Annotated in this window: 15 protein-coding genes; 12 read left to right on the top strand and 3 right to left on the bottom strand. The window is 63.0% G+C overall.

Features of this window, described 5'->3' with window-relative positions; translation table 11 throughout:
* Positions 1 to 26: 26 nt before the first annotated feature.
* The gene (sthA, locus tag HS968_RS17000) at positions 27 to 1,421 is read left to right on the top strand and encodes a Si-specific NAD(P)(+) transhydrogenase (protein ID WP_119692825.1); all 1,395 of its coding nucleotides are present in this window, start codon (positions 27 to 29) and stop codon (positions 1,419 to 1,421) included.
* 262 nt (positions 1,422 to 1,683) lie between these two features.
* Here the strand turns inward: sthA and HS968_RS16995 are convergent, their stop codons facing one another.
* The 3 genes from HS968_RS16995 to HS968_RS16985 are packed head-to-tail and all read right to left on the bottom strand — an operon-like array spanning position 1,684 to position 3,296.
* A complete protein-coding gene (locus tag HS968_RS16995; RefSeq protein WP_182367387.1) occupies positions 1,684 to 2,403 on the bottom strand; it encodes a glycerophosphodiester phosphodiesterase in 720 nt (239 codons plus the stop codon).
* The gene (locus HS968_RS16990) at positions 2,400 to 2,708 is read right to left on the bottom strand and encodes a phosphodiesterase (RefSeq protein WP_182367384.1); all 309 of its coding nucleotides are present in this window, start codon (positions 2,706 to 2,708) and stop codon (positions 2,400 to 2,402) included. The genes HS968_RS16995 and HS968_RS16990 overlap by 4 nt, the downstream gene beginning before the upstream one ends.
* 21 nt (positions 2,709 to 2,729) lie before the next feature.
* Positions 2,730 to 3,296 carry a PilZ domain-containing protein gene (locus HS968_RS16985; protein WP_119692822.1) on the bottom strand — a complete coding sequence of 189 codons (567 nt, stop codon included), beginning with the start codon at positions 3,294 to 3,296 and terminating at the stop codon, positions 2,730 to 2,732.
* A gap of 139 nt (positions 3,297 to 3,435) precedes the next feature.
* Between HS968_RS16985 and HS968_RS16980 the strand changes: the two genes are divergently transcribed.
* The 11 genes from HS968_RS16980 to murB all read left to right on the top strand — a co-directional run bounded on the left by HS968_RS16980 (position 3,436) and on the right by murB (position 13,565).
* Entirely contained in the window at positions 3,436 to 4,683 is a 1,248-nt protein-coding gene (locus HS968_RS16980) for a lipoprotein-releasing ABC transporter permease subunit (RefSeq protein WP_179622013.1), read from the top strand.
* Positions 4,684 to 4,687: 4 nt separating this feature from the next.
* A complete protein-coding gene (gene lolD / locus HS968_RS16975) occupies positions 4,688 to 5,389 on the top strand; it encodes a lipoprotein-releasing ABC transporter ATP-binding protein LolD (RefSeq protein WP_119692820.1) in 702 nt (233 codons plus the stop codon).
* Complete coding sequence (locus HS968_RS16970; RefSeq protein WP_119692819.1) at positions 5,389 to 6,633, top strand: lipoprotein-releasing ABC transporter permease subunit; 1,245 nt, start codon at positions 5,389 to 5,391, stop codon at positions 6,631 to 6,633. Before lolD ends, HS968_RS16970 begins: the two co-directional genes overlap by 1 nt.
* A gap of 75 nt (positions 6,634 to 6,708) precedes the next feature.
* Entirely contained in the window at positions 6,709 to 8,931 is a 2,223-nt protein-coding gene (locus HS968_RS16965) for a DNA internalization-related competence protein ComEC/Rec2 (RefSeq protein WP_238338850.1), read from the top strand.
* 70 nt (positions 8,932 to 9,001) lie between these two features.
* A complete protein-coding gene (locus HS968_RS16960; RefSeq protein WP_106736342.1) occupies positions 9,002 to 9,685 on the top strand; it encodes a MotA/TolQ/ExbB proton channel family protein in 684 nt (227 codons plus the stop codon).
* On the top strand, positions 9,682 to 10,110 hold the full coding sequence (locus HS968_RS16955) for an ExbD/TolR family protein (RefSeq protein ID WP_119692816.1): 429 nt from the start codon (positions 9,682 to 9,684) through the stop codon (positions 10,108 to 10,110). Before HS968_RS16960 ends, HS968_RS16955 begins: the two co-directional genes overlap by 4 nt.
* Positions 10,111 to 11,115 (top strand): tetraacyldisaccharide 4'-kinase, encoded by a 1,005-nt coding sequence (gene lpxK, locus HS968_RS16950; RefSeq protein WP_182367381.1) that lies wholly within the window; start codon positions 10,111 to 10,113, stop codon positions 11,113 to 11,115.
* A 19-nt stretch (positions 11,116 to 11,134) separates the two neighbouring features.
* A complete protein-coding gene (locus HS968_RS16945; protein ID WP_013714804.1) occupies positions 11,135 to 11,320 on the top strand; it encodes a Trm112 family protein in 186 nt (61 codons plus the stop codon).
* The gene (gene kdsB, locus HS968_RS16940; RefSeq protein ID WP_182367378.1) at positions 11,321 to 12,085 is read left to right on the top strand and encodes a 3-deoxy-manno-octulosonate cytidylyltransferase; all 765 of its coding nucleotides are present in this window, start codon (positions 11,321 to 11,323) and stop codon (positions 12,083 to 12,085) included.
* Complete coding sequence (locus HS968_RS16935; protein ID WP_182367376.1) at positions 12,085 to 12,549, top strand: low molecular weight protein-tyrosine-phosphatase; 465 nt, start codon at positions 12,085 to 12,087, stop codon at positions 12,547 to 12,549. Before kdsB ends, HS968_RS16935 begins: the two co-directional genes overlap by 1 nt.
* Positions 12,546 to 13,565 carry a UDP-N-acetylmuramate dehydrogenase gene (gene murB / locus HS968_RS16930; protein WP_182367373.1) on the top strand — a complete coding sequence of 340 codons (1,020 nt, stop codon included), beginning with the start codon at positions 12,546 to 12,548 and terminating at the stop codon, positions 13,563 to 13,565. Before HS968_RS16935 ends, murB begins: the two co-directional genes overlap by 4 nt.
* Positions 13,566 to 13,598: the final 33 nt, after the last annotated feature.

The raw sequence follows: 13,598 nt of genomic DNA, 5'->3' as shown, positions 1-13,598 counted from the left end.
GGGCGCAACAATTTGAGGAGTGCTAGATGGCGGTCTACAACTATGACGTAGTGGTGCTGGGCTCCGGCCCTGCGGGCGAGGGCGCGGCGATGAACGCGGCCAAGGCCGGGCGCAAGGTGGCGGTGGTGGACAATCGTCCCCTGGTCGGCGGCAATTGCACCCACCTTGGCACCATTCCCTCCAAGGCGCTGCGTCACTCGGTGCGGCAGATCATGCAATTCAACACCAATCCGATGTTTCGCCAGATCGGCGAGCCGCGCTGGTTCTCCTTCCCTGACGTGCTCAAAAGCGCCGAGAAAGTGATCGCCAAGCAGGTCACCTCGCGTACCGGTTACTACGCGCGCAACCGCATCGATACCTATTTCGGTACGGCCAGCTTTTCCGACGAGCACACCGTCGAAGTGGTCTGCCTCAACGGTGCGGTCGAGAAACTGGTCGCCAAGAACGTCGTCATCGCCACCGGCTCGCGTCCGTATCGCCCGGCGGATGTCGACTTCCGCCATCCGCGTATCTATGACAGCGACACCATTCTCAGCATCGGCCACACGCCGCGCCGTCTGATCATCTACGGAGCGGGTGTCATCGGTTGCGAGTACGCCTCGATCTTCAGTGGTCTGGGTGTGCTGGTGGATCTGATCGACAACCGCGACCAGTTGTTGAGCTTCCTCGACTCGGAAATTTCCGATGCGCTGAGTTATCACCTGCGTAACAACAACGTGCTGATTCGTCACAACGAAGAGTACGAGCGCATCGAAGGCCTTGAGAACGGGGTCATCCTGCACCTCAAGTCGGGCAAGAAGATCAAGGCCGATGCGCTGCTGTGGTGTAACGGGCGTACTGGCAACACTGACCTGCTGGGCCTGGAGAACATCGGTATCAAGGTCAACAGCCGTGGCCAGATCCAGGTCGACGAGCACTACCGTACCGAAGTCGGCAACATCTACGCTGCCGGTGACGTGATCGGTTGGCCGAGCCTGGCCAGCGCAGCCTCCGACCAGGGCCGTTCGGCTGCCGGCAGCATCGTCGACAACGGCAGCTGGCGTTTCGTCAATGATGTGCCTACCGGCATCTACACCATTCCGGAGATCAGCTCCATTGGCAAAACCGAGCGTGAGCTGACTCAGGCCAAGGTGCCTTACGAAGTGGGCAAGGCCTTCTTCAAGGGCATGGCGCGGGCACAGATTTCCCACGAACCGGTGGGCATGCTGAAGATCCTGTTCCACCGTGAAACTCTGGAAGTGTTGGGCGTGCACTGCTTCGGTTACCAGGCTTCGGAGATCGTCCACATCGGTCAGGCGATCATGAACCAGAAGGGTGAAGCCAACACCATCAAGTACTTCATCAACACCACCTTCAACTACCCGACCATGGCGGAAGCCTATCGAGTGGCGGCGTTCGACGGCCTCAACCGGCTTTTTTGAGCGGCTCCGGCCGGCGGCCTGAGCCGGTCGGGGAGACAGGCTGGGTGGTAGCTTCCGAATGGCGCTGGCCGAATCGGGAGAGCTTCTAGCGTCTCAGGCGGCAGCAAAGAAAAACCGGCTCTTGGGCCGGTTTTTTCATTCTTGTGGGCGGGTATCCCCCGATTACCTAATGCTGATCGGATAAGGCTTGAGGTCTGGCGCGGATGGCTTTTGTAGGGTGCGCTGTGCGCACGGCGCACCCTACCCGGACATGTCTCGGCTTTTAACCGCGCAGCGTCTGCACCGCCAGGCCGGGGAAGTCGGTAATGATGCTATCGACGCCGAAATCGGCCAGGCGGCGCATCAGCGCTGGCTCGTTGACCGTCCACACTGACACGTGCAATCCCTGTTTCTGCGCCTTGAGCAATCGCTCCGGGGTGCACAGCGTCCAGTTCAGCGCCAACAGATGGCAGCCGTAATGGGCGGCGACCTTCAGTGGATCGAGCCAGGCATATTCCGCTACCAGGCCCAGTTGCAGGTGGGGTGTCAGTTCGCGTGCGGCCTTGAGCACGGCACGTGAGCTGGAGGTGATGGTGATGCGATCCTTCAGACCATGGCGCTCGACCAGCTCGGCGATGGCCAGCACGGTGCGGGCGGCGCGGATCTTCGAGGCACTCTTGACCTCCAGTTGCCAGTGTTCGAAGCGGCACTGCTCGAACAATTCATCCAGGCGCGGAATCGGGCAGGGGCGAACCCAGCCAGGGCCACTTTTGCGTGCGTCGTAGCGCACCAGGTCGGCTGCGTCATGTTCGACCACCTTGCCGCGTAGCCCGGTGGTGCGCTTGAGCGTGGGGTCGTGGATGACCATCAGCTCGCCGTCGCGTGACAGGTGCAGATCCAGTTCGCAGCGGTCGACACCATGCTCCAGGCAGCGCTGGAAGCTGGCCAGGGTATTTTCCGGGGCTTCGCCCTTGGCGCCGCGATGGCCGTAGATAAGAGTCACTGTTGCTCCTTGGCGGGGTCGAGGTGACGCGCGCGGTGATGGCGCACGCTGTTGATCACGTGATCGTATTCGAAGTAGACGCTGAATTCGCGGTAGTCCCAGCGAGTGATCGGTGGCTGGCCGACAGGCGCATGTTCCTCGTCAGCCAGGCCGAAGCGCTCCAGCACCGAGCGTTTGGACTCGCCCTTGTGCGGCAGGTTGCGCTCGTCGAGATCCGCCCCCTGGCTGCCCACCGGAATGGTCAGGGTTTCAGCGAGCAGGACGGTGGGGGCGAGCAGGGCAAGCAGAAGAACGAAGCGGTGCATGATGGGGCTCCTGAACAGCGATCACTCACGGGCCTGGCGACGCTCCAGTGCCTGTCTCTGCAGGATATGCCGAGCAAGCAGTTGACGCTGTGAGTCGGTCAACGCTTCGAACTCCGTGCCGATTTCATATTGGCCGTCGGCGCGCTGGCTGCAGTGCACCACCCGGGCACGCAGCAGAAGGCCGAGCGCCTGCGGCATCAGCACCATCTTGATCGCCAGGTGACTGTATTCGGGTACGGGCTGGGCATTGTTGAAACTGATGCCGCCTTCGGACAGCGACACCTTGCGCGGCAAGCCAATATCGCGCAGCAAGCTCTGCGCCACGGCCTGGCCAAGCAGATCGATGCGCTTGTTGATCACTTTCAGGTAATTGGCCAGGGTGCGATCGCGTTCGCTGATATGCCGCAGCAGGTGCTGTGACTCGAAGTCCATCAGATGCAGGTCGCTAAGCAGATTGAACAGCGGCGAGGCATCGTGAAGCACGTCACTGGAGTGGGCCGCTGCGCCAGAGAGCAGGGTGAATTCCAGTGCGATCGTATCCTCGATACGATAGTATTCGCGGCGATCATCTACATCGTATGTCGACATGGCGAACCCATGGCAGCGGTGGTGGTCAGAGAACTCGTTGACGATCCGGCACGTAGCGGGCTCGTACTGGTTCTGAGTGTAAGGCCGCTCGCCAGGGCCCGCCACAAGGACGTTCCTTTTTCCCCTGACCCTTCCCGACATGTTCAGACCTCTGTTCGTATACATCGGTACGCGTTACACGCGCGCAAAAAGACGAAGCCACTTCGTTTCCTTCATTTCCCTGACCTCCATGCTCGGCCTCACCCTGGGGGTGATGGTGATGATCCTGGTGTTGTCGGTGATGAACGGCTTCGACCATGAAATGCGGACCCGCGTACTGGGGATGATTCCGCATGCCACGGTCGAGTCGCCAACGCCGGTGAAGGACTGGCAGGCGCTGGCACGCCAGGTCGAGCAGCATGCGCGGGTCGAGGCCGTGGCGCCGTTCACCCAGATGCAAGGCCTGCTCACGCATGAGGGCAAGGTGCAGAAGGTGCTGATCAACGCCATCGATCCCGAGCAGGAGCGCAAGGTGTCGATCATCGACGGCTTCTTCCAGCAGGGCAGCCTGGATACGCTGCAGGCCGGCGAATTCGCCATGATCATCGGCGACAAGGCTGCGGCCAAGCTGGGCCTCAAGCTCGGTGACAAGGTCACCTTCGTCGCCCCCGAGGTCACCGTGACCCCGGCGGGCATGTTCCCACGCCTGAAGCGTTTCACCGTCACCGGTATCTTCCATGTCGGCGCCGGCGAGATCGACGGTGCCCTGGCCTTGGCCAACATCAGCGACCTGGCGCGCCTGCAACGCTGGCAGCCGGATCAGGTGCAGGGCCTGCGGTTGAAGTTCGACGACCTGTTCCAGGCACCGCGCGCGGCCTGGGAGATCGCCCAGAGTCTCGACGGCGACTTCTATGCCCGAGACTGGACGCGCACTCACGGCAATCTGTACCAGGCCATCCGCATGGAAAAGACCATGATCGGCCTGTTGCTGCTGCTGATCGTCGCGGTGGCCGCGTTCAACATCATTTCCACGCTGGTGATGGTGGTGGCCGACAAGAAAGCCGACATCGCCATCCTGCGTACCCTGGGCGCCACGCCGCGACAGATCATGGCCATCTTCATGGTGCAGGGCACGGTGATCGGCGTGGTCGGCACCCTGATCGGCGCCGTGCTCGGTATTCTCGCGGCGCTCAACATCAGCAGCCTGATCGCCGCTATCGAACGTCTGCTGGGCATCAAATTTCTCAATGCCGATGTCTACTTCATCGACTACCTGCCCTCGCAACTGCAGACCTCCGATGTGGTTACCGTCTGCGCGGCGGCGTTGCTGCTGAGCTTCTTCGCCACCCTGTATCCTGCCTGGCGTGCTGCGCGTACCCAGCCGGCCGAGGCCCTGCGTTATGAGTGATCTGATGAACGACCAAGCCAAGAATCCGCGCAACGCCGTCCTGAGCTGCCGTAACCTGGGCAAGCGCTACGAAGAGGGCCCCGAGTCCGTGGTGGTGCTCGATGGGCTCGAGCTGGAGCTGTTTCCCGGCGAGCGCGTGGCCATCGTCGGCAGTTCCGGTTCCGGTAAAAGTACGCTGCTCAACATGCTCGGTGGCCTGGATACGCCGAGCGAAGGCAGCGTATGGCTGGCGGGCGAGCAATTGTCGGCGCTCAGCGAAACCGCGCGTGGCCTGTTGCGCAACCGCGCACTGGGCTTCGTCTATCAGTTCCACCACCTGCTGGCCGAGTTCACCGCGCTGGAAAACGCCTGCATGCCGCTGCTGATCGGCAAGACGCCAATTGCCGAGGCCCGCCAGCGTGCGACCGCGCTGCTTGAGCGAGTCGGGCTGGGGCATCGCTTGCATCACAAGCCCTCCGAGTTGTCCGGTGGCGAGCGTCAGCGTGTGGCTATCGCCCGTGCCCTGGTCAATCGTCCGGGGCTGGTGCTGCTCGATGAGCCCACCGGCAACCTTGACCAACATACCGCCGAAGGTATTCAGGAACTGATGCGCGAGCTCAGCCGCGATTCCAATACCGCGTTCCTGGTGGTGACCCACGACATGCAGCTGGCGCGGCAGATGGATCGCGTGCTGAGCCTGCAGGACGGCAAGCTGGTGAGCCTCTGATGTTCCGCCCGCTGAGCCTGTTCATCGGCACCCGCTACACGCGGGCCAAGCGCCGCAACCACTTCATTTCCTTCATCTCGCTGACTTCGATGATCGGCCTGGCACTCGGCGTGCTGGCGATGATCGTGGTGCTGTCGGTGATGAATGGTTTTCAGAAGGAAATGAGCTCGCGCATTCTCGGCATGGTGCCGCACGCCATGCTCTATGGCGCCGAACCGGTCGCTGACTGGCGCGCGCTGGCTGACAAGGCCATGAGCAACCCGCAGGTGCAGGCTGCCGCGCCCTATGCCGAACTCGAAGGCATGCTGTCGCATCGCGGGCTGATGCAACCGATCCAGATTCATGGCATCGACCCGGCCGAAGAGGCCAAGGTGTCGATTCTGCCCGACCATATCCGCCAGGGCAGCCTGAGCAATCTGCAGCCTGGTGAGTTCGGCGTGGTCATCGGCGATATCACCGCGCGGCGCTTCGGCCTGCAGGTGGGTGACAAGTTGACCCTGATCATTCCCGAGCTGAGCAATGCTCCCGGTGGCGTTACCCCGCGCATGCAACGCCTGAACGTGGCGGCAGTGTTCAAGGTCGGTGCCGAGCTGGACAGCTCGCTGGCGCTGATTAACGTCGCTGACGCCGCCGCCATGCAGCGCCTGCCGGAAGGCACGGTGCCGGGCATCCGTCTGGCGCTGAAGGATCTGTACCAGGCGCCGCAGGTGTCCAAGGCGCTGGTCGCGTCACTGGGGGATGGTTACCGCGCCGATGATTGGACGCACACCCAGGGCAGCCTGTTCAGCGCGATGAAGATGGAAAAGACCATGATCGGCCTGCTGCTGCTGCTGATCGTCGCCGTCGCTGCATTCAACATCATCGCCACGCTGATCATGGTGGTGGCCGACAAGGGCGGCGATATCGCCATCCTGCGCACCCTCGGCGCCACGCCGCGGCAGATCATGGCGATCTTCATGGTGCAGGGCAGCGTGATCGGCGTGGTCGGTACGCTGATCGGCACCGTGCTCGGTGTGCTCGCCGCGCTCAATGTCAGTGCCCTGGTGGCCTGGCTGGAGTCTTTCGCCGGGCAGCAAGTGCTCAGCTCCGATGTCTACTTCATCAGCAGTCTGCCGTCTGATCTGCAATGGCTCGATGTGGCGCTGATCTGCTCAGCGGCGCTGATCCTGAGTTTCCTGGCGACGGTCTACCCGTCCTGGCGCGCCGCGCAGGTGCAGCCAGCCGAGGCGCTGCGCTACGAATAGCGGTTAGCTCGGATTTTATCCGGGCTACACTTCTGTTCGTCGGGCCAGATCGGCCCATGTGCAGGGAGCACATCAATGCGCGCAGGGATGCTGGCGCTGGCCTTGGGCTTATTGTCACTTCGATTTTTGCCGGCATTGCCGCCAGCCTGGTTGTTGCTCGTTTGTGCAGCGCTGGGCCTCGCACTGTTGGCCTCTCGCCTCTACCTAATCGGTTTTTTCCTGCTGGGCATGGTCTGGGCCTGTACCTCGGCGCAGTGGGCGCTGGATGATCGCCTGGTGCCAGCGTTCGATGGCCGCACCTTATGGTTGGAGGGGCAGGTGGTCGGGTTGCCAGCAGTCGCCAATGACGTGGTGCGTTTTCAGCTCGAAGATGCGTTGTCACGTCGCGGCGAGCTGCCGCAACTGATCCGCCTGTCCTGGCGTAATGGGCCGGAGATCCGCGGTGGGGAGCGTTGGCGTCTGGCGGTCAGTCTCCGTCAACCCCATGGTCTGGTTAATCCGCAGGCATTCGATTATGAGGCCTGGTTGCTGGCGCAGCGCATCGGTGCCACCGGTACGGTCAAGGCCGGGCAGCGCCTGAGCGAGGCGGGTGGGCTGGGGGCCTGGCGTGATCAGGTGCGTCAGCATCTGCTCGAGGTGGAGGCCTTCGGCCGCGCCGGCGGTCTTGCCGCGCTGGTGCTGGGTGACGGCTCGGGCCTGAGCACCGCCGACTGGCGCCTGTTGCAGCATACCGGCACGGTGCATCTGATGGTCATTTCCGGTCAGCACATCACCATGCTGGCCGGTCTGCTCTATGGTCTGGTAGCAGGCCTGGCCCGCCTGGGCTTGTGGCCGCGACGTTGGCCCTGGTTGCCCTGTGCCTGCGTGTTGGCATTGAGTGGGGCCCTGGCCTACGGACTGATGGCTGGTTTCGAGGTGCCGGTGCGGCGTGCTTGCGTGATGATCGCGCTGGTGCTGCTGTGGCGTTTGCGCTTCCGTCATCTGGGGGCTTGGTGGCCATTGCTGCTGGCGTTGGTGGTGGTGCTGCTGGCCGAGCCACTGGCGGTGTTGCAGCCGGGCTTCTGGTTGTCGTTCGCTGCGGTTGCCGTGCTGATAGTGGTCTTCGCGGGGCGCCTGGGTAGTTGGAGTGCCTGGCGTAGTCTGGGGCGAGCGCAATGGACAATGGCTTTCGGCCTGTTGCCAGCGATGTTGGCGTTGGGATTGCCGGTCAGCGCCAGCGGGCCGTTGGCCAATCTGATTGCCGTGCCCTGGGTGGGTGTACTGGTTGTGCCGCTGGCCTTGCTGGGAACACTGCTGCTGCCCATTCCCTGGTTGGGTGAAGGGTTGCTGACGCTGGCGGGCGGGTTGTTGGCGCTGCTGTTTCTCGTGCTGGGGCAGATCGCGTCGTGGTTGCCAGCCTGGCTGCCGTCGAGTGTGCCCTGGTGGGCGTTGCTGCTGGCGGTGTTGGGAGCAGCCTTGTTGCTGCTGCCATCGGGCGTGCCGTTGCGTCTGCCCGGGTTGTTTCTATTGCTGCCGGCACTGCTCGTGCAGAGCAAGCCTGTGCCGCATGGGTTGGCGCAGGTATGGGTATTCGATGTGGGGCAGGGCCTGTCGGTGCTGGTGCGTACCCGTGAGCACGCGCTGCTCTACGATGCTGGGCCGAGTTTCGGTGACTTCGACATGGGCGAGCGAGTGGTCTTGCCGTCGTTGCGTGCGCTCGATGTGCGGCGCCTGGATTTGCTGCTGCTCAGTCACGCTGACAACGATCATGCTGGCGGGGCCAGTGCCATCGTTCATGGCTTGCCCGTTGCCCTTGTGCGCAGTGGCGAGGTGGAGCGCCTGACGCTTGAACTGCAGGCCGAACCCTGTACCGCTCAGCGCTGGCAGTGGGATGACGTCGAGTTTCAGCTGTGGCGCTGGGCTGAGGGCGGGCCGGGTAACCCGAGTTCCTGCGTCCTGCGGGTCAGTGCCCGGGGTGAGAGCCTGCTGCTGACTGGCGACATCGACAATCGCACCGAGCGGGCATTGCTGGGCAGTGAGCTGCCAGCCCAGGCTGAATGGTTGCTGGTGCCGCACCACGGTAGTCGCAGCTCATCGAGCCCGGGCTTTCTCAACGCTGTCGCGCCGCATGGCGGGCTGTTGTCGCGTGGTCGGCACAACAGCTTCGGTCATCCCCACCCTCAGGTGGTGGCGCGTTATATCGCGCGTGACGTGGTGTTGCACGATACCGCTGAGCAGGGGGCTCTGATGCTATGGCTGGGCACTTATGGAGAGGTCAGCGGCTTGCGTGAGCAAAGGCGCTTCTGGCGGGAAAAATGAGAACCGCAGCGGTGCGTCAGGAAGGGGCTGTGCTAGAGTGGCGCCACTTTTTCGAGGGGGAATCTATACCGTGTGGGAACTGGTCAAGTCCGGCGGCTGGGTTATGCTGCCGATCATTCTCTGCTCCATCGCTGCTGCCGGCATCATTGCCGAGCGCCTGTGGACCCTGCGTCCTTCCCGTGTCGCCCCGGCCAACCTGCTGGCCCAGGTATGGCAGTGGATCAAGGACAAGAAGCTGAACAACCAGAAGCTCAAGGAACTGCGTGGGCATTCGCCGCTCGGCCAGATCCTCGCTGCCGGCCTGGCCAACTCCAAGCATGGTCGCGAGGTCATGAAGGAATGCATCGAAGAGGCCGCCGCTCGTGTCATTCATGATCTTGAACGCTACCTCAATGCCCTCGGCACCATTGCCGGTATTGCGCCGCTGCTCGGCTTGCTCGGCACCGTGCTGGCGATGATCGATATTTTCGGCGCCTTCATGGGCACGACCGGTGGTGCCAATACCCAGATGCTCGCCGGCGGTATCGCCAAGGCGCTGATCACCACGGCAACCGGTCTGATCGTGGCGATTCCGGCACTGTTCTTCCATCGTTTCCTCACCCGTCGTGTCGACGAACTGGTGGTGGGCATGGAGCAGGAGGCGATCAAACTGGTGGAAATGCTGCAGGGCGACCGTGAGGTCGATATGAGCGATGCCCCAGCCCCTGCTGCCACCGCCGAGAAACCGGGTCGCAAGGAAGGACGCAAAGCGTGAAGTTCCGGCGTAGTCGGCGTGAGAACGTCGAGATCAACCTGGCCTCACTGATCGATGTGGTGTTCATCCTGCTGCTGTTCTTCGTGGTCAGCACCACCTTCACCCGCGAGACCCAGCTCAAGGTGGATCTGCCTGAAGCGGCCAGCGGCACGCCGCCAGAGCAGACTGCTCTCAAGCAGCTGGAGATTCTGGTCGGCGCCGACGGTGCCTTTTCGGTGAATGGCCAGGCGTTGCTGGAGAGCAACCTGAGCAACCTCATGGCCGCGTTGCAGAAAGAGTCCGACGGCGACAACAGTCTGCCGCTGACCATCAGCGCCGATGGCAAGACGCCGCATCAGGCGGTGATCACTGCCATGGATGCGGCTGGCAAGCTGGGTTTCTCGCACCTGCGCATCACCACGGTGGAAGCACAGGAAGCCCCCTGAGTGAGCGCCGCCGATCGCCTGCTCGATGCCTGGTACCGTGGCCATCCGGCCCTCACGCTGCTGCGTCCGCTGGAATGGCTGTACCGCCGCGTGGTGCAGGGCAAGCGCGCCCGGTTTCTGGCCGGCGAGGGTGATATCTACCGTGCGCCGGTGCCGGTGCTGGTGGTGGGCAATATCACCGTCGGTGGCACTGGCAAGACGCCGCTGATCCTCTTTCTGATCGAGCACTGCCGTTCACGTGGGCTACGTGTCGGCGTGGTCAGCCGTGGTTATGGCGCCAAGCCGCCGAGCCTGCCCTGGCGGGTACGCAGTGAGCACGGTGCAGCGCAGGCGGGTGACGAACCTCTGTTGATCGTGCAGCGTACGGACGTGCCGCTGATGATCGACCCGGATCGCAGCCGTGCCGTGCGCGCGCTGCTGGCCGAGGAGCCGCTGGATCTGATCCTCTGCGACGACGGCCTGCAGCACTACCGCCTGGCGCGTGACCTGGAGCTGGTGTTGATCGACGCCGCCCGCGGTTTGGGCAATCGTCACTGCCTGCCGGCCGGACCCCTGCGTGAACCTGCCGAGCGTCTGAGCGAAGTCGATGCGGTGTTGCTCAACGGCGCCGAGTCTGACCGCGAGGATGGCTTCGCTTTTCGTCTGCAACCGACGGCGCTGGTGAATCTGGCCAGTGGTGAGCGTGTGGCGCTCGATCATTTCCCGCCGGGCCAGGCCGTGCATGCCGTCGCCGGTATCGGCAACCCGCAACGTTTCTTCAATACCCTCGAAGCGCTAAACTGGCGACCGGTTCCGCATCCCTTCGCCGACCATGCCCAGTACGACGCCGCCAGGCTCAGCTTCGAGCCGCCGCTGCCGCTGCTGATGACCGAGAAGGATGCGGTGAAATGCCGGGCCTTCGCCGCTGCCGACTGGTGGTACCTGGCCGTCGATGCCGTGCCCACGCCGGCCTTCGTCGATTGGCTGGATGGACAGCTGGCCCGCCTCATACCGGGGCGTACGTAACCCCATCAAGGACTCCGCCATGGACCTTAAACTGCTCGATATCCTCGCCTGCCCGATCTGCAAGGGCCCGCTGCAACTCTCCGAAGACAAGACCGAACTGATCAGCAAGGGCGCTGGTGTTGCCTACCCGATCCGCGATGGCATCCCGGTGATGCTGGAAAGCGAAGCACGCACCCTGAACACCGATGAGCGTCTGGACAAGTAAATGAGCGTAGCCTTTACCGTCGTCATCCCCGCCCGTTACGCCTCCACCCGTTTGCCCGGCAAACCGCTGCAGGACATTGCCGGCAAGCCCATGGTGCAACACGTCTGGGAGCAGGCCAGAAAGAGCTCGGCCAGCCGAGTGGTCGTGGCCACCGATGATGCGCGCATCGTCGAGGCCTGCCAGGCATTCGGTGCCGAGGTACTGCTGACTCGCGTGGATCACAACTCAGGCACCGATCGCCTGGCCGAAGTCGCCACTCAGCTCGGTTTGCCTGCCGATGCCATCGTGGTCAACGTGCAGGGCGATGAGCCGCTGATCCCTCCCGTGATCATCGATCAGGTGGCGGCCAACCTGGCGGCCAATCCGCAGGCGGGTATCGCTACCCTGGCCGAGCCCATCGAGGATGTCACTGCGCTGTTCAACCCCAATGTGGTCAAGGTGGTCGCCGACAAGCACGGCCTGGCCCTGACCTTCAGTCGGGCGCCGTTGGCATGGGCACGCGACGCCTTTGCCAAGACCCGTGATGTCCTGCCTGAAAGCGTGCCTTATCGTCGTCATATCGGCATCTATGCCTACCGCGCCGGCTTCCTGCATGACTTCGTGTCCTGGGGCCCGTGCTGGCTGGAGGATACCGAGTGCCTGGAGCAGCTTCGTGCGCTGTACCACGGCGTGCGTATCCACTTAGCCGATGCGCTCGAAGCGCCGGCCGCTGGGGTCGATACGGCTGAAGACCTGGAGCGGGTGCGCCACCTGCTGGGGGCCTGATGAAGGTTCTCTTCGTCTGTCTCGGCAACATCTGCCGTTCGCCTACTGCCGAAGGCGTCTTTCGCCACAAGCTGCGTGCTGTGGGGCTGGAGGAGCGCGTGCAGGTGGATTCCGCCGGTACCGGCGACTGGCACGTTGGCAAGGCGCCGGACAGCCGTACACGGCAGGCCGCCCTGCGCCGTGGTTATGACCTGTCCGCGCAGCGTGCACGGCAGGTCGAGGCTGCCGACTTTCAGCGTTTCGACCTGATCCTGGCCATGGATCAGAGCAACTTGCGCAACCTGCAGGCATTGCGTCCAGCCAATGCCCGTGCCGATCTCGACCTGTATCTGCGTCGTTACGAGCTGGCCCTGGATGAAGTGCCGGATCCTTATTACGGCGGGGAAGATGGCTTCGAGCAGGTGCTGGATTTGATCGAGCAGGCCAGTGATGCGTTGCTGGTCGAAATCAAGAGGCGTCTGTGAGCCTGAATCTACAGAGTGACGTTTCGCTCAAGGCCTTCAACAGTTTCGGTGTCGATGTACAGGCACGGCTGTTCGCCGAGGCGCATGACGATGAGGACGTACGCGAGGCGTTGAGCCTGGCCGCGCATCGGAATTTGCCGTTGCTGGTGATTGGTGGTGGCAGCAACCTGCTGCTCACTCGTGATGTCGAGGCGCTGGTGCTGCGCATGGCCAGCCGTGGCATCCGTATCCTCAGCGATGATGGCGAGCGGGTGTTGCTCGAGGCCGAGGCTGGCGAGCCGTGGCATCCCTTCGTGCAGTGGAGCCTGGCGCAAGGACTGAGCGGTTTGGAAAACCTCAGTCTGATCCCTGGCACCGTTGGCGCGGCACCGATGCAGAACATCGGCGCCTATGGCGTGGAGATCAAGGATCTGTTCGCTGGCCTCAGCGCGCTGGATCGACAGACTGGTGAGGTTCGTGATTTCACGCTGGACGAATGTGCCTTCGCCTACCGCGACAGCCTGTTCAAGCGCGAGGCTGGACGCTGGTTGATTCTGCGCGTGCGTTTCCAGTTGAGTCGGTTGGCATCGTTGCGCCTGGATTATGGGCCGGTGCGTCAGCGTCTGGCCGAGATGGGAATCGAAGCGCCGACGGCGAGTGACGTCAGTCGGGCGATCTGTGCGATCCGTAGTGAGAAGCTGCCGAATCCGGCCGAGTTGGGTAACGCTGGCAGTTTCTTCAAGAACCCTGTGGTGTCCTTCGAGCTGGCCGAGCAGATTCGCACGGAGCATGCCGATCTGGTCAGTTATCCGGCTGGTGACGGTTTGGTCAAGCTGGCAGCTGGCTGGTTGATCGAGCGGGCAGGGTGGAAGGGCTTTCGCGAGGGCGATGCCGGCGTGCATCGTCTGCAGGCATTGGTGCTGGTCAATTATGGTGGCGCCAGTGGCGCGCAGTTGCTGCAGTTGGCGCAGCGCATTCAGGCCGATGTACTGACGCGTTTCGGCGTCGTGCTGGAAATCGAACCTAACGTCCTTTGAGGGGTTACGCTCGTTGTAGGCGTTCGCTGCTGC

Origin of the sequence: Pseudomonas berkeleyensis (assembly GCF_014109765.1) — a bacterium.
GTDB classification, from domain to species: Bacteria; Pseudomonadota; Gammaproteobacteria; order Pseudomonadales; family Pseudomonadaceae; genus Aquipseudomonas; species Aquipseudomonas berkeleyensis.
This window is presented reverse-complemented; position numbering and strand designations above follow the sequence as displayed.